General features: G+C 59.5%; 15 protein-coding genes. 11 read left to right on the top strand and 4 right to left on the bottom strand.

Annotated elements, in window-relative coordinates; translation table 11 throughout:
- Positions 1-17: 17 nt before the first annotated feature.
- The 3 genes from AC4D6D_RS20370 to AC4D6D_RS20360 form a co-directional block, all read right to left on the bottom strand.
- Complete coding sequence (locus AC4D6D_RS20370; protein ID WP_491327352.1) at positions 18-800, bottom strand: glutathione S-transferase family protein; 783 nt, start codon at positions 798-800, stop codon at positions 18-20.
- On the bottom strand, positions 800-1,567 hold the full coding sequence (locus AC4D6D_RS20365) for a glutathione S-transferase family protein (RefSeq protein WP_491327351.1): 768 nt from the start codon (positions 1,565-1,567) through the stop codon (positions 800-802). The genes AC4D6D_RS20370 and AC4D6D_RS20365 overlap by 1 nt, the downstream gene beginning before the upstream one ends.
- A 76-nt stretch (positions 1,568-1,643) precedes the next feature.
- The gene (locus AC4D6D_RS20360; protein WP_491327350.1) at positions 1,644-4,031 is read right to left on the bottom strand and encodes a TonB-dependent receptor; all 2,388 of its coding nucleotides are present in this window, start codon (positions 4,029-4,031) and stop codon (positions 1,644-1,646) included.
- An 80-nt stretch (positions 4,032-4,111) separates the two neighbouring features.
- On the opposite strand from AC4D6D_RS20360, the gene AC4D6D_RS20355 reads away from it, so the two are divergent.
- The 4 genes from AC4D6D_RS20355 to AC4D6D_RS20340 all read left to right on the top strand — a co-directional run bounded on the left by AC4D6D_RS20355 (position 4,112) and on the right by AC4D6D_RS20340 (position 7,631).
- Positions 4,112-5,059, top strand: a complete 948-nt coding sequence (locus AC4D6D_RS20355; protein ID WP_491327349.1) for a CmcJ/NvfI family oxidoreductase — start codon at positions 4,112-4,114, stop codon at positions 5,057-5,059.
- Positions 5,060-5,330: 271 nt separating this feature from the next.
- Positions 5,331-6,458 carry a cobalamin-independent methionine synthase II family protein gene (locus AC4D6D_RS20350; RefSeq protein WP_491327348.1) on the top strand — a complete coding sequence of 376 codons (1,128 nt, stop codon included), beginning with the start codon at positions 5,331-5,333 and terminating at the stop codon, positions 6,456-6,458.
- Positions 6,455-6,856 (top strand): nuclear transport factor 2 family protein, encoded by a 402-nt coding sequence (locus AC4D6D_RS20345; RefSeq protein ID WP_491327347.1) that lies wholly within the window; start codon positions 6,455-6,457, stop codon positions 6,854-6,856. Before AC4D6D_RS20350 ends, AC4D6D_RS20345 begins: the two co-directional genes overlap by 4 nt.
- Positions 6,857-6,929: 73 nt before the next feature.
- Complete coding sequence (locus AC4D6D_RS20340; protein WP_491327346.1) at positions 6,930-7,631, top strand: IclR family transcriptional regulator; 702 nt, start codon at positions 6,930-6,932, stop codon at positions 7,629-7,631.
- Between the two features lie 157 nt (positions 7,632-7,788).
- Here AC4D6D_RS20340 and AC4D6D_RS20335 read toward each other — a convergent pair whose 3' ends face one another.
- Positions 7,789-8,523 (bottom strand): alpha/beta fold hydrolase, encoded by a 735-nt coding sequence (locus AC4D6D_RS20335; protein ID WP_491327345.1) that lies wholly within the window; start codon positions 8,521-8,523, stop codon positions 7,789-7,791.
- 298 nt (positions 8,524-8,821) lie between these two features.
- Between AC4D6D_RS20335 and ligA the strand changes: the two genes are divergently transcribed.
- From ligA to AC4D6D_RS20300, 7 genes are all read left to right on the top strand, one after another.
- Positions 8,822-9,232 (top strand): protocatechuate 4,5-dioxygenase subunit alpha, encoded by a 411-nt coding sequence (ligA, locus tag AC4D6D_RS20330; protein WP_491327344.1) that lies wholly within the window; start codon positions 8,822-8,824, stop codon positions 9,230-9,232.
- A complete protein-coding gene (locus tag AC4D6D_RS20325) occupies positions 9,232-9,426 on the top strand; it encodes a DODA-type extradiol aromatic ring-opening family dioxygenase (protein WP_491327343.1) in 195 nt (64 codons plus the stop codon). Before ligA ends, AC4D6D_RS20325 begins: the two co-directional genes overlap by 1 nt.
- A gap of 304 nt (positions 9,427-9,730) precedes the next feature.
- Positions 9,731-12,142, top strand: a complete 2,412-nt coding sequence (locus tag AC4D6D_RS20320) for a TonB-dependent receptor (protein ID WP_491327342.1) — start codon at positions 9,731-9,733, stop codon at positions 12,140-12,142.
- Positions 12,143-12,210: 68 nt separating this feature from the next.
- Positions 12,211-12,732 (top strand): DUF3237 domain-containing protein, encoded by a 522-nt coding sequence (locus AC4D6D_RS20315; RefSeq protein ID WP_491327341.1) that lies wholly within the window; start codon positions 12,211-12,213, stop codon positions 12,730-12,732.
- A 45-nt stretch (positions 12,733-12,777) separates the two neighbouring features.
- On the top strand, positions 12,778-13,167 hold the full coding sequence (locus AC4D6D_RS20310; protein WP_491327340.1) for a nuclear transport factor 2 family protein: 390 nt from the start codon (positions 12,778-12,780) through the stop codon (positions 13,165-13,167).
- 14 nt (positions 13,168-13,181) lie between these two features.
- On the top strand, positions 13,182-13,931 hold the full coding sequence (locus tag AC4D6D_RS20305; RefSeq protein ID WP_491327339.1) for an SDR family oxidoreductase: 750 nt from the start codon (positions 13,182-13,184) through the stop codon (positions 13,929-13,931).
- Positions 13,932-13,982: 51 nt separating this feature from the next.
- The gene (locus AC4D6D_RS20300) at positions 13,983-14,381 is read left to right on the top strand and encodes a nuclear transport factor 2 family protein (protein ID WP_491327338.1); all 399 of its coding nucleotides are present in this window, start codon (positions 13,983-13,985) and stop codon (positions 14,379-14,381) included.
- Positions 14,382-14,435 lie beyond the last annotated feature (54 nt).

Below are 14,435 nucleotides of genomic sequence, written 5' to 3'. Positions count from 1 at the left end.
TGTGCCGGGCGGCCGTCTCACCCCCAGCGATTGATCTCCGGTCCCGGCGCCCAGAACGCCGCCGCTTCACCGTCCGCTTCGGCCAGTGCCCCGGCAACGCTCGGGCGTGCCCCGACACGAGCCAGCCACGCGGCGGTCAGCGGCTTGTCCGCAAACGCCTCGGGCACGACCCGCTCCATTCCGGCGAGCCAGGCATATGTCTCGAAATCGGCAATCGTCAGGTCGCCCATCAGCCATTCGCGGCCGTCCGCCAGCTTGCCCTCGCAGCGCTCCACCGCCTGCGAAACCTTGGCGCGGCTGTCCTCCACTTGTGCAGGGTCGGCTGCGCCGTCACGCAGCACCTCCCACCGCGCGCGCAGATCCGCGCTGACGATCCGGTCCGTCATCGCGGAAAACGCATCGTCCGGCATGGCGGCCAACCTCTCGCGCGAGACGGCGAGATTGCCGAGCAGCGCTGCCGCCGGAGACAGGCGCTCGGTGATCTGGCGGCACCACATCATCATTTCCCAGTGCGCATGGGGATTGCGCGGCTGGAGCGAGGGCCGATCCGACAGCTCGTCGAAGAACTGCGCAAGGAACACGGACTCGGTCATCGCCTCGCCGTCGATCACGAGTACCGGGCCTTCCCCCTCGATCCCCATGTCCCGCGCGAGCGGTTCGGTCACGCCGGGCAGTGCATGGCGCTCCCCGGCCAGCAGGTCGATCCGGCGCCGCTCCACCGCCACGCCGGATTCCGCGAGAGCCGCGAGCACCGCCAGCGAAGGGCCATTGGGTTCACCGTGATAGAGCACCATCGCCATCAGATCCGCTCCTGTTCGAGAATGGCAACCCGTTTGACCATGTCGGTACGCCCCAGCGCCCAGCACTGCTTCACAGCCGGACGCGCATAGACCGCGCGCAGCCAGCGCAGCAGGTTCGGCGTCTTCTCGTCATTGGAGAGCGCCGGCTGCGACAGCGGGATCGCATAGGCGAGGTTGAATCCGTTGATGTCGGCCAAGCTGTAGCTGTCGCTGGCCAGCCATTCGCGCTTGCCGAGTTCCGCCTCCAGCAGCTCGATGCCGCGTGCGACGCGGCGCTGGCTTTCCGCCATCTCCGCTTCGGAAAAAGTGCCGTGGATCGCCTTGCGCCACGAAACCCGCCGTTCCGGCAGGGGAATACGCGCGATCGCCGCCTCCAGTTCGGCAGGATCGCGCTGGCGGACCATCGGCCCGACGAAGACGCTCCAGCCGATCATCGAGAAGCTCGGCGCCAGCCACTGGTCCATGAACTTCATCCACCAGCGCACCCGCCAGCGGTCCCGCGCACTGTCCGGCATCAGCGCCGGGCCGGGGAATTCCTCATCGACGTATTCCATGATCGCCGTGCTTTCCACCAGCACCCGCGCGCCATGCGTCATAGCCGGGATCGTGCCTTGCGGATTGATCGCGAGATATTCCGGCCGATGCTGGTCGAATTGCAGCATGTCGATGTAGTGGCTGTCGAAAGCGACACCCTTCTCCATCAAGGCCAGCATGGGCTTGCCCGAATTGGCATTGGGCTCCCAGTGGTAAAGTGTCACGCCTGCCATTCGGTCCATCTCCCTTGCACCGTTTTTCTTGCAGCCAGACCAGCGGAGCCGGAACACCGGCCCCGCAGCCCGCCCGTCAGAACTTCTTCTGGACGCTGACGGCCCATTCGCGCGGACGGCCGACGTTCGAGTATGTCGTGCCCGCGCTTGCATAGAGCGCGGCGAAGCGGATCGGCAGATAGTAATACTTGTCGAACAGGTTCTGGACCTCGAACGAGATCGACAGGTCTTCATCCGCATTGCGCCAGGTCAAGCGCGCATTCGCGATCACCCGCGAAGGGTTGAAGTCCAGCGTATTGGTGCCCGGCAGGCGGCCCAGGCTCTGCTTGCCGGTATAGGCAAGGTCGAAGCGCGGGGTGATCGAGCCGCTCTTGTCGAGATCGGCGCGATACTGGATGCCGAAGCTGCCGCGCCAGTTCGGGGTGGTAATCGGATCGCCGATGCGGATCGAATTGCCGACTTGCGGGCCGATGCGCTTCCATTCGCCGTCGATCCAGCTCAGAGAGGCATCGATATCCAGTCCGTCGATCGGATTGGCGCCCAGTTCCAGTTCGGCGCCATACATCTTGCCGTCCCCCGCATTGCCGATGGCGGCGCAAGGAAAAGGATCGGTGCCCGGCGCAAACCCGTCGAGGATCGCGCAGTCCGCCAGGGGAAGCTGGATTTTCTTGTAGTCGTTGTAGAAGGCGGCCAGGTTCAGGCGCAGTCGTCGTCCCAGCAGATCGTTTTTCAAGCCGATCTCGTAGGCGGTGAGCGTTTCGGGATCGAACGTGCCGTTGACGGCCTGGGCCTGGGTAAAGGGACGCGCGGTCACGCCGCCGCCCTTGAAGCCGGTGCTGACTGTGGCATAGGCAAGGGTCTGCGGGCTGAACCGATAGTCCACCGAGATGCGGTAGTCCACGCGGTCGCCGTCGTAGTTCGCCACCGTGCCGTCGAGCGCGCCGACGCCGAAGATATCGGTCAGCGTGCCGCCGTTCCAGGCCTTGCGCACGAACGTGTAGTCCTTGTGCTCCTTGGTGTAGCGAATGCCGCCGGTGATATTGAGATCCGGCGTGGGATGCAGGATCGCCGTGCCGAATACCGCCTTGCTGTCGGCGCGGATCGGGTCGTCACCCTGGAACTGGAGGAACAGTGCCGGGTTGCCGTGGCCGATATAGCGGATGTCCTGGCGGGTGAAGTAGACCGACTTCTGGTCGCTGTAGTAACCGCCCACGGTCAGGTCCGCAAAATCGCCGATCTTTGCGTTCAGGCGAAGTTCCTGACTGAAGAAGCGGAAAGTCAGGTCATTGAAACCGCCGCCGCCGATGTTCGGGTTCGGCGTATAGTCATCGTCGGTGCCGTACATCTGGCGATATTCACGGTAGGCTGTGATCGACTTGACGTTGAGATCGTCGTTGAGGTCGATGGACATGTCGCTCGACACGCCCCAACCAGTGAACTTGACAGTATTGGGCATGGTATAGGCCTGCGCCGCCTGCCCGCCCGCCGGCAGATACCAGCTTGCATAAGTGCAGAACCGGCCGCAGACGAAGTCCACGCCATCGGTCTTGGTCGTGTTGTTCTGCGTCACTACACCCGCCGCTGCCGTGCGCTTTTCGTAAGTGTAGTCGCCGGTAACGGTCCAGTCGAAGCTGTCGCTGGGATTGAAGCGCAGCGAACCGCGCAGGCCGCCGTAGTTCCGCTCTCCCAGCTTGTCGACCACGCAGTTGTCGGGCGTGGAAGGATTGCCCGCAATGCCCAGCGCATTGCCGGGATTGGCACAGCCATAGTCGATCTGGTCGACGTAACCGTCCTGGTGCTTGTAGACGCCGGCGACGCGCGCGAAGAGCGTGTCGGTCAGGCCGAAGTTCATGCTGCCGCGCAAGTCGACACGCTGGCGCGCGCCGTAGACGACATCAATCTTGCCGGAATCGTCCGCAGTCGGCCGGGCCGAGAACATCTTGATGGCACCGCCAATCGAGTTGCGTCCCGTCAGCGTTCCCTGCGGACCACGCAGCACTTCCACGCGCTCGAGATCGAGCAGGTCCATGATGTTGCCGGTGAGCGTAGCGTAATAGACATCGTCCACATACATGCCCACGCCGGGTTCGTAGGCGGGGTTGAAGTCGTACTGGCCGATGCCGCGCACGTAGACGGCCATGGAGGAACCGAAGGCGCCGCCCATTTCGGTGAGCTGCACGTTCGGTGCCTGCGCGGCGATCTGCGAAATGTCGGTCTGGTTGCGCGCTTCGAGCAGAGCGGCATCGACCGCTGTGATCGACAGCGGCGTGTCCTGAAGCCTCTGTGCGCGGAACTGTGCGGTAACGATGATCTCCGCCATCGACGGCGATGCAGCCTCGTCGGCCTGGGGCGCAGCCGAGCCCTGCTCCTGCGCGAAAACCGGGGTAGCGGCCAGTGCAGCACCGCATGAAACCGAAAGAAGAAGCGCGCGCTTCAAGCGAGCCGTCTTGGTGATATGCATCATGGTCCCTCTCCCGAACCGGCGCCGGCACGTTGTTCGAACCTGGCGCTTCCGTCCGCCGTTTGCGGCGACAGTTTGTTTGTATGGCATACAATATTGAGAAGGCAAGAGGGTTGTGCTCTCTGGACTCGAAATTGCCGCCTCGGTTCGGATCAGGCGGCAACGGCAAGGCCCCGACGACACCGGAAGAGATGCATATCGAATTGTCCATCAACCATCTAAAAGACGGAAACTATGGAATGGATGCAGAAATTGCCTATGTTGCGCGAGCCCGCAAGAGAATGGTCTATCGCGCCAACGACTCGTCAAGCGACACGATCGTGCTCGCCCCCGAAATCATGCAAATCCACGACATGCGGCGCGAAAATCCCGATCTGAATTCGGTAGGGTTCCAAATCGTTTCCCATGTGAGTTCGGTAACCGATTTCGGCTCCGACGCGCAGGTCAAGGAGCGTTATCCGGACGAAATTTCCGAACTGCTGGCCGCGCTGTCCGGGGCGGATCGGGTGGTGGTGACGGGGACGGGTGTGCGTCGATTCGCCGAACGTTCGAATTTGTCCGGAAGGCTGGACAATTCTCGACCGGCGCGCTTTGCGCATGTCGACGTATCAGGCCGCACCGCAGGCGAATTCTCCCAACGATCGCTTCCCGAGGGCTCGCCCACCCCGCGCCGGGCAGTACATTACAATGTCTGGCGCGCCACGTCGGGGGCTCCACAGGACGTACCGCTAGCGTTGTGCGACGCGCGCACGGTTGCCCCCGCCGATCTGCTTCCCGCAGACGCCATCTTTGATCGTGACGGGATCGATGTCTGGTCGTTCGAGGGACTGGTGCTTGCCCATGCACCCGGGCATCGCTGGGGCTGGTTCAGCGACATGACGCCTGACGAAGTCGTCGTGTTCAAGACCCATGACAGCGACCCCACCCGCACCTGTTGCGTGCCGCACGTCGCCTTTGACAATCCGCTGGCTCCGCGCGACACCATCCCCCGCGCATCGATCGAAATGCGAGCGATCGCCTATTGGTTTTGATAGCTTCTCGCATCCGGATAGCTGTCGACATCCGCCCCCCTACAGGTCGCATCCGTGCGGAGAGATCGACAATCCACACTCATCCGATGAAGATAATGAAGCGCTATTTTTGCCGCGCTTCCGCCATTGCTTTGCCCTGTGAAGGAACCGTTCCCTGAGTAATGGAAAGGCGGAATGAACGTCGCAGCTCAAATCAGATATTTTCATATATGTGAATATATACACATCCATGGAATAATGGCAGGATCCGACAAGGGATAGGAGACCTTGAATGACAATCGCCACCACCCATGTCGGAAGCCTGCCCCGAGGAGAGGCACTTACGCCGCTTTTGCTCGCGCGCGACAAAGGCGATCACTTCGACGCCGATGAATTCGATCAGACCGTGCAAGCTGCTGTAGAGGATGCCGTTCGCCAGCAAATAGCAAATGGCGTAACGATCGTAAGCGATGGCGAACTCGGCAAAGTCGGGTACTCCACTTACATGATCGAGCGCCTGGAGGGATTTGGGGGCCATATCGAACGTCGGCCCGCGGCAGACCTTGCAGAACACCCCGATCTCGCTCGCAAGCTGTCGGCAATCATGGGAAGCCAGGAGTTTACACGGGCGTCTTGCATCGGCCCCGTGAAGCTACGCACGCTCGATCCGGTTCATGAGGATATTCGCAGATTTCGCAACGCGATGGACAACTGCGGCACCAATATCCGCGGCTTCCTCAACGCCGCGTCACCTGGCCTCATCACGGCGTTTCAGATCAACCGCCATTACCCATCTCACGAAGCCTATCTTGCCGATCTGGTTGACGCGATGCGCCCCGAATACGAAGCAATCGTAGCCGCAGGATTCGATCTACAACTCGATTGCCCCGATCTCGCGATGTCACGTCACACGGGATATCAGGATCAGGACGAGGCAACGTTCCTGCATACCGCTTCTGCAAATGTCGAAGCGCTGAATGCAGCCACAGCGAATATCCCGCCGGAACGGATGCGGATGCATGTATGCTGGGGCAACTATGAAGGGCCTCATGATCACGACATCGCCCTCGACAAGGTTATCGACATCGTGATTAGGGCACGTCCCTCGACCTTGCTGTTCGAGGCTGCGAACCCGCGTCACGAACACGAATGGACGGTCTGGCGGGACGCCCGGCTGCCTGATACGAAAGTTCTTGCCCCCGGGCTGATCGACACGTGCTCGAACTATGTCGAACACCCCGAACTGATTGCTCAGCGGATCGAACGCTTCGCAGCATTCGTTGGCAAAGACCGTGTGGTTGCCAGCACCGACTGTGGGTTCGGAACGTTCGCCGGCTACGGAAAAATTGATCCTGGAGTAACGTGGAAAAAACTGAAAGCCCTGCGCGAGGGCGCGGACATCGCGGAGTCGCGTCTGTGAGCGGGGAACTGCCGGAAGAGCTTGTCCGCGCCATAGAGCACGACTGCGCCCGATTGATCGCCCGCTATGCAAACCGGAACGACGCGGCAGACTGGGATGCCGTTGCAGCGCTCTATGCTCCGCACGGTCGGATGGCCCGCCCAACGGCGCCCGATGACTGGATTTCGGGGCGCGAAGCAATCCTTGCCGCTTTCCGCTCCCGCCCCGCGCGTAAAACGCGCCATGTGTGTTCGAATGTCGAGATCACTGTAGTTGACGCAAACACCGCCCTGGGCGAGAGCGCCATGTTACTCTTCACCGGCGAAGGCGCGCCCAAGGTGGGCTCGTTTCTCGACAGATTTGTGTGCACTGAGGAAGGCTGGCGTTTTTCGGAAAGACGCGGACTGCTAACGTTCTGACAAATCTATGACCACTTCAGCATCATCATCATCCGGAACGGCTGGCGGAAGCACAACTCCCGTCAAATCGGCCATGCGCACACTCGATATCATAGAGTATGTCGCGGCTCACCCGTCCGGGGTGATCGCCCAGGATATCGCACACAGGCTGAGCATCCCGATAAGCAGCCTGTCCTATCTTCTGTCCACTCTGGTCGAACGCGACTACCTTGTCCGCGCCGGCCGCCTCTACCAGCCTGGCCCGAGTCTCGACCGGCTCTGCGGTGCGCCGCAACGGCTCTCATTGATAGACAGGGTCCGCCCCCTCGTCCGGATGCTTCGCGTTCAATCGAACGAAACCGCATCGTACTTCGTTCAGAGGGATTGGGAAATCGAAGCGCTCATCACCGAGACGGCCGAACATGCGCTGCGATATTCGATGGGGGTGGGGACGCGCTCGCCCCTGCATTGTCTTGCATCGGGCAAGGCAATGCTGGCCTCGCTTGGACCAGCCGCACTGGATCGATATTTCGTAGAAGCACCGCGCGAACGCTATACGGAAAGCACCATCGTCGACGAGGCCCTGCTTCGCCGGGAACTCGACCAGACGCGCGAAAGCGGCATCGCCATCACCCGCGAAGAGTACACTCCAGGGATCTGCGGAATAGGGAAAGTCCTGCTACTTGATGGTGAGGTGGTCGGTTCGCTGTCCATCGCCATTCCCACTGTCCGCTATGACTCAAACGTCGAATCCAGCGCACGCGCATTGCTTGAAATGGCAACTTTCGTTTCGTGAATCGGTTGGCGGAGTTTTCGAGACAACGCTCGGTCACCTGGCCCAGATTTGATCAAAACGAATCCCAAGCCACGTGAAGAGGCAAAACGGAACGGGGGCGCTGGACTGCCGAGGCACCCTCACGGGGCAGAACTCGGAAAGCCCTCCGATCGGCTGTTCAAGAATTCACGACCCAACTCTGCGCGAACCAATTGCGCAAAACCTCGTTGAATTGTTCAGGTTTTTCGGTCGGCGCCATATGCCCGGCACCAGATACCACGTGAAGCTCTGCGTGGCGAATGGCTTCGGCAATCTCACGATGTTGCTCTACCGGAGACCATTTGTCGAGTTCGCCGACAATTACCGAAACCGGACATTCTATCTTCGCCAACAAAGACACGACTTCCGGACGATCAAGCAAAGCCTCGACTTGTGCTTCGAAAACAGCTTGTCCTGCTCCCATGCACATTTTCCGAAGTTGACCGTACAAGTCCGGGTCCGCCCTGCACTCATGACCGATCATCCCTGGCAGCCAGGCGTCTACCAATGCGCCAAACCCTTTGATCCGACCCAGGTCTCTCAGCGCATACCGTTTCTCGCGCTCTCCCGGACGAACTGGATGGATCCCGGTATCAGCCAGCGCAAGGCGCGTTATCCGGTGAGGAGCCTTGCGAAATACCTCAAGTGCGACACGTGCCCCCATCGAATGCCCCAACAACGCGCACCGTCGGGGAAGTCGGCGCAAGGCGTAATCCGCCATATCGGCGATCGTGTCGGCACCGCCATAAAACCCATCGATCGCCATGCTGCCCGGAAATGCAGCGAGTTGCCGGTCGAACATGAGATGATCGCAAAGTAATCCCGGCAATATCGCTAGGACAGCCTCCTCATTGGCACCTGTTTTCATATCCATGAATTTTCGCCTATACGAATTCATCTAACGACGCTAGAGACAATCGCGACACGCGAGTTTCAGAACCGATCACGTGCATCCGGGTTCTGCCTTGGCACCAACTCTGTCAGTCAGGGCTGGAATTGAGGATCGAGATCAAGACTGACACGCTGAAGGTCGGCCGTTTCGGGTGCACGGGAATTGGGTCACGAATGGCTTGAATGGCCCCGGGTCGACAAAGCGCAAGTCACCTTCGAGCGACCATCGGTGCCCCGGCTGCAACCAATATCGCGAACTATCTTCCTGAGGTTTTGAAGAGATGGCAACTACCGAGCAGATTTCGACCTATCTGAGCGAACTGGAAGACATTCCCGGCACTCGCGTGTTCACGGCTGCACGGGCACGGCGTGGATATCACCTCAATCAATGCGCGATGAGCTTGATGAAGCCCGAAAACCGGTTACGCTTCAAAGCCGACCCGACATCGTATCTGGAAGAATGGCAACTCAGCGATGCCCAGAAAGAAGGCATTCTGGCGCGCGACTATAACAGCCTGATCGACCTTGGCGGGAACATCTACTTCCTCGCCAAGCTCATTGCCGCCGACGGACTGAGTTTCGTGGAGGGCATAAGCACCATGACCGATATGACCCTCGAGCAGTATCAGACGATGATGCTTGCCGGCGGGCGCTCTCCCGAAGGGAACCGGTCGATCAGGGAGAAACGCTGATGGCCAAGATCACTGCCGGAATCGGTTGCAGCCATATTCCCGTGCCCGGGTTTGCCCACGATGACGGACGTACTGAAGAACCCAGTATCAAAGCCGCCTTCGACGGGTTCGATTGGAGCCGGAACCGGATGCGTGGAGAGACGAAACCCAATGTCGTCATCGTGGCCTACAACAACCACGCATCGGCATTTTGACAGGAAGATCACTCCCATATTTGCAATCGGATGTGCGAAACAATTCGATCACGCTGACGAAGGATTCGGCCCTCTCTCAGTTCCGCGCTTGCCATAGCGGGTAACTGGGCCAACGTTGTTAGACATGAAATCGGCGAGATGGTCCATGGGCCCCCAGCTTCACCGTAATCTCTCAAAAGTGTAACAATTTCTGCAAATTAGAGACACAGGTCGCATTATTGTTGACCAAGGATACAATGGAGTTATGATGCCCTCTAACAACGTTCGTCAAACGGACGAAAATATCGGGAGGGAGAGACTTTGGATGAAACGTTTCCAGACACGTTTTGTCGCGACGACTTCAGCGCTGGCACTGACCGCTGCGTTTGCAGGCTCGGCATTTGCACAAGAGGCCGGCGCGCAGCAAGCAACAGCGGCAACCGCCAGTTCATCATCCGACGACAGTGCCACGAGCGTGAACGAAATAATCGTGACCGCACAGTTCCGCGCCCAGTCCCTGCAGGATACGCCGCTCGCAATCACCGCTGCCTCAGGCGCACAGCTTGAGGCACGCGGCCAGAACAACATCATTGACATTGGGTCGACCACGCCCAGCGTCAATCTGTCGTCGGCCACTGCCATCCAAGCCAACTCGGTCACGGCGTTCATTCGCGGCGTCGGTCAGGACGACGCGAATTTCGCACTCGAACCCGGCGTCGGCATCTACATCGACGACGTGTATTACGGCACGACTTTCGGCGCTTCCCTCGACCTGGTCGATCTCGATCGCGTCGAAGTTCTGCGTGGTCCGCAGGGTACGCTTGCAGGCAAGAACTCGCTCGGCGGTGCAATCAAGCTCTACGCGCGAAAGCCCGACGATGTCTTTAGCGGCTTCGTTCAGGGCGGCTACGGCCGCTTCAACAAGTATGAACTGCGCGGCAGCATGAACTTGCCGCTAGCCGAGGGACTTTCGACCCGCATTTCCGCCGCTTATCGCAAGGACGACGGTTACTTCAAGGAACTGGATTACGGCTGCGCCAATCCGGACCAGGGCATCGCCGCTACCGGGCGGGCAAACAAAGGCTGTGTGCTTAACCGTGCGGGCGGCGCAGACATCCTGACCGTCAGGGGGGCTCTACGCTACGCACCGACCGCCTCACGTATCGAAATCAATCTTGTCGGCGATTACACGCGCGACAGATCCCAGCCCGTGGCGACGAAGAACAGCTATGCCAACAACCCTGGTATTCGCAGCTACGACGCAAGCGATCCCCTGCGCGGCATTCCCTTCGACTCGCGCTTTCTGACCCCGTCGGGCAGCTATTCCAGCTACGCCGACTATGGCGCGTCCGGAAATTTCACCACCATTTTCGGGACCCCGTATCAGCAGGCCCCCGGTTACTTCCCCGACAAGCGGCAAAACTCGGTCGATGGCTGGGGTGTTTCCGGCACCATCGACTACGAACTGACCGACAATCTCGCGCTCAAGTCGATCACGGCCTATCGCCACGCCGACGGGACCAGCGTCATCGACGTGGACGGCTCACCGTTGACGATCCTCAAGCAGCGCCTGCACAACCGGCATGAGCAATTCACCCAGGAACTGCGCCTGTCCGGCAAAGTGGATGATCTCGTCGACTACACGATCGGCGGCTTTTACTACAAAGCCAATGATTTGATGGACTACTATGTCAATATCCCGATTTTCCTCTTCGACTTCCTGACGGACGATCACGTCAGCAACAAGAGTTACGCCGGCTTTGCCCATGTCGAAGTCCATGCCACCGACAAGTTCAACATCATCGGCGGCCTGCGTTACACCAAGGATGAGAAGACTTACGAGTTTGCCCGTCGAAACGCAGACGGATCGATGATCTCCGGCATCCCGCTCACTCCCAACTTCACGGTGGCCTCGCTCGATGGCCTTGTCGGAAGCTTCAAGGGGCACCGCTGGGATTACCGCGTCGGCCTCAATTACGCGTGGAATGACCGGATCATGACCTACGTGCAGGTCGCAACCGGCTACAAGGGCGGCGGCGTCAACCCGCGTCCGTTCGTGGCGGACCAGCTCACGTCTTTCGATCCGGAAACGCTCACGACTTACGAAGGTGGATTCAAGGCGTCATTCCTTCACAACAGCGTCGTTTTAAACGGGTCTGTGTTCTATAACGATTACAAGAAGATCCAGCGCACGGTCTTCGTCTGCCCCGAGAGCGCAAGCACCACTTGCGGAATGCCGGTGAACGCCGGCAGCGGCCACAGCTACGGCAGCGAGCTAGAAATGTTCGTCCGACCGGCCGATGGCTGGCAGATCAACGGCGCACTCAGCCTGATGAATTTCAAGTACGATACGATCAACCCGCTGACCGGCATTACCCTCGATATGGAGGCGCCGTTCGTCAACAAGATCCAGGCGTCACTTGGGGTTCAGTACGAAGCGGACCTCGGATCGGCCGGCACGCTCACCCCGCGCTTTGACGTCGCCTATCAGTCGGAGTTCTATTATCAGGCGGTCAACAACCCGGCCTTCAACCTGGTTCCTGCCCGGGCCCTGGCGAATACACGCCTTACCTACAAAAATTCCGACAGAACGTGGGAGATCAGCCTCAGCGTGAGCAACTTGTTCGACAAGTATTACGCCGCGGCACGCCAGGAAAACATCGTGAACTTCGGGCATTCCCAGGAAATCATCGGGCGTCCGCGTGAATGGTTCGTCAGCGTAAAGCGCAGTTTCTGATCCATCTGCGCAAGAACCGGCCCCGGCGATCATCGCCAGGTCCTCTCCTCAGCTGGAGCATAAAGTCGATGTCATCGCTGTTTAGCCCTTTCGAAGGTACATCGGAACGCAACACGCCGCGGTTCGAATTCGCTTTCGAAATTCATCTCGATTTCGCAAAGTTTGAAAACATCCCGGATATGCCGAGCGGCTTCGGCCGCGGGTTTGTCTATCTGGATGGCGGTACCATTACCGGCCCCCGACTGAACGGAAGGGTAATTCCGGGAAGCGGCGGGGATTGGGCCTCCTTCCGGCCCGATGAGGTCCTGGCAACCGACGCTCGCTACATGCTCGAAGCGGAGGACGGCACGAAGATACTGCTCCACAACAGGGGTTATCTGTGGGGACGAGAAGCAGATACGCTCAAGCGCATGCAGGACTGGATGTTCCGCGACGGACCTGAAGTGCCGTTCGAGGATTTCTACCTGCGCTGCTCGCCGATGTTCGAGACACCGAAGGGACCACACGAATGGATGATGCGCCACATCTTCATCGGAATCGGTCAGCGCCAACGCCACGGCAATACGATCAGATACTACGCGCTTCTCTGATGGCGCGTAAGGCCAGCCGCCAAGCCTTCATCAAGGAACAACACGATGCCCCGGACACCTGCTGAAGAAAAAAATCTGCAACTTGTCCTCGACATGTTTGCCAATGTGCTTGAACCCCTCGATTCTTCGGCCGCGGACCGCTATATTTCATGCGACTATATCCAGCACAATCAGTCGGTGAAGCCAGGCCGCGAGGCTTTTAAAGATTTTCTTGACTGGGCACGTGACGAAAACCCCAATTCCACGCACGATATCAAACGCGCTTTCGTCGATGGTGACCATGTTGTCGTACATTATCATGTGCGCCGGTGGGAGGGCGACACCGGGTGGGCAGTTTGCGACATCTTCCGCGTCGCAGATGGGCTCGTCGTTGAGCACTGGGATGTTCTTCAAAACGTCGAACCCGGTGGTCCCAATCCCAATTCCCCCTTTTAGGAAGGGCAGGCAAGATGCGTTTCAAGGACAAGGTAGTCCTCATCATTGGCGGCAATAGCGGCATCGGCTTGGCCTCTGCGCGGGAATTTGCGCAAGAGGGCGCCAAGGTTGTGATCACGGGTCGGTCGCAGCGAACTATCGATGACGCGGTCGCCTCGATTCCTGGCTCTGTCGGATATCAGGGAGATATCGCAAACGTGACCGCGATGTCTCCGATCGTTGAGGCAATTGCAGCAACTCATGGGCGGATAGACGTGTTGTTCGTCAACGCCGGAGTAGGCGCTTTTGCGCCTGTCCGCGAAATTACCCCGGAGCTTTGGGACGAAATCCACAACGTCAACCTACGTGGATGCTTTTTTGCGGTTCAAGCCTGCCTGCCATTGATGGGACGAGGCTCCTCGATCGTTCTTACAAGTTCCGTCGGCTCGTCCGCACCGGTGCCCGGCAACGCTGTCTATGCCGCTTCAAAGGCCGGTTTGCGCGCGTTTGCGAGAATTCTCGCCAAGGAACTGGTGATCGATGGCATCCGGGTCAATGTCGTGAGCCCAGGTCCCATCGAGACACCGCTGATCAGCCGCAACGTCGGCATGGGCGAAGCGGAAGTCGACGCCCTGCGGCGGGCCATGATCGCAGCAGTGCCTATGGGAAGAATGGGCGACCCTCGCGAAGTGGCGCGAACCGTCCTTTTCCTCGCATCCGATGACGCCAGCTTCGTGACATCGGCAGATGTCTGCGTCGACGGCGGCGCACTCGATTTGAACTGACACGCAGGTCACCAAACTACTCAATTTCCGGCACCGCAAGTGAGAACCGAGATGGATCGCACAGAATATCAAAAGTACGCAGAGGCGTTCAATGCGCGTAACTACGACGCCGTTTACGATTATTACGCGGACGACGTGGAGATCGCGTTCTTTGGCGTCAATCTGGGCAGCCGCGATGAATTCAAGCGCTTCTACAATCTGCTTCACGAGCATATGATCGAAACGCTCACGATCAGCAAGTTTGCCAGCAGCCCGGAGCTCGTCGCGCTCGAAGGAACGATCCGCGTCGAGGCGACCAAGACCCTACCCGCCAGCACGCTTGAAGCGGCTGGCCTGCCAATCACCTTCGCGATCGAGGCTGGCCAGGTGCTCGAGATGCAGCAATACATCCACTATCATCTGAACGAAGCCGGCAAGATCACTTCGGTCGGCTGCACGCTCGCATCGTAACGCCCGGTATCGTGGGACGCGACACGCAGCCCGCACCACCTTTGCTTGGATGGA

It is taken from the genome of Novosphingobium sp. BF6, assembly GCF_058273105.1.
This window is presented reverse-complemented; position numbering and strand designations above follow the sequence as displayed.

Coding starts and splice junctions, on each gene's coding strand:
- AC4D6D_RS20370 (WP_491327352.1), bottom strand. CDS start 800: ATGGCGATGGTGCTCTATCACGGTGAACCCAATGGCCCTTCGCTGGCG.
- AC4D6D_RS20365 (WP_491327351.1), bottom strand. CDS start 1,567: ATGGCAGGCGTGACACTTTACCACTGGGAGCCCAATGCCAATTCGGGC.
- AC4D6D_RS20360 (WP_491327350.1), bottom strand. CDS start 4,031: ATGATGCATATCACCAAGACGGCTCGCTTGAAGCGCGCGCTTCTTCTT.
- AC4D6D_RS20355 (WP_491327349.1), top strand. CDS start 4,112: ATGGCATACAATATTGAGAAGGCAAGAGGGTTGTGCTCTCTGGACTCG.
- AC4D6D_RS20350 (WP_491327348.1), top strand. CDS start 5,331: ATGACAATCGCCACCACCCATGTCGGAAGCCTGCCCCGAGGAGAGGCA.
- AC4D6D_RS20340 (WP_491327346.1), top strand. CDS start 6,930: ATGCGCACACTCGATATCATAGAGTATGTCGCGGCTCACCCGTCCGGG.
- AC4D6D_RS20335 (WP_491327345.1), bottom strand. CDS start 8,523: ATGGATATGAAAACAGGTGCCAATGAGGAGGCTGTCCTAGCGATATTG.
- ligA (WP_491327344.1), top strand. CDS start 8,822: ATGGCAACTACCGAGCAGATTTCGACCTATCTGAGCGAACTGGAAGAC.
- AC4D6D_RS20325 (WP_491327343.1), top strand. CDS start 9,232: ATGGCCAAGATCACTGCCGGAATCGGTTGCAGCCATATTCCCGTGCCC.
- AC4D6D_RS20320 (WP_491327342.1), top strand. CDS start 9,731: ATGAAACGTTTCCAGACACGTTTTGTCGCGACGACTTCAGCGCTGGCA.
- AC4D6D_RS20315 (WP_491327341.1), top strand. CDS start 12,211: ATGTCATCGCTGTTTAGCCCTTTCGAAGGTACATCGGAACGCAACACG.
- AC4D6D_RS20310 (WP_491327340.1), top strand. CDS start 12,778: ATGCCCCGGACACCTGCTGAAGAAAAAAATCTGCAACTTGTCCTCGAC.
- AC4D6D_RS20305 (WP_491327339.1), top strand. CDS start 13,182: ATGCGTTTCAAGGACAAGGTAGTCCTCATCATTGGCGGCAATAGCGGC.
- AC4D6D_RS20300 (WP_491327338.1), top strand. CDS start 13,983: ATGGATCGCACAGAATATCAAAAGTACGCAGAGGCGTTCAATGCGCGT.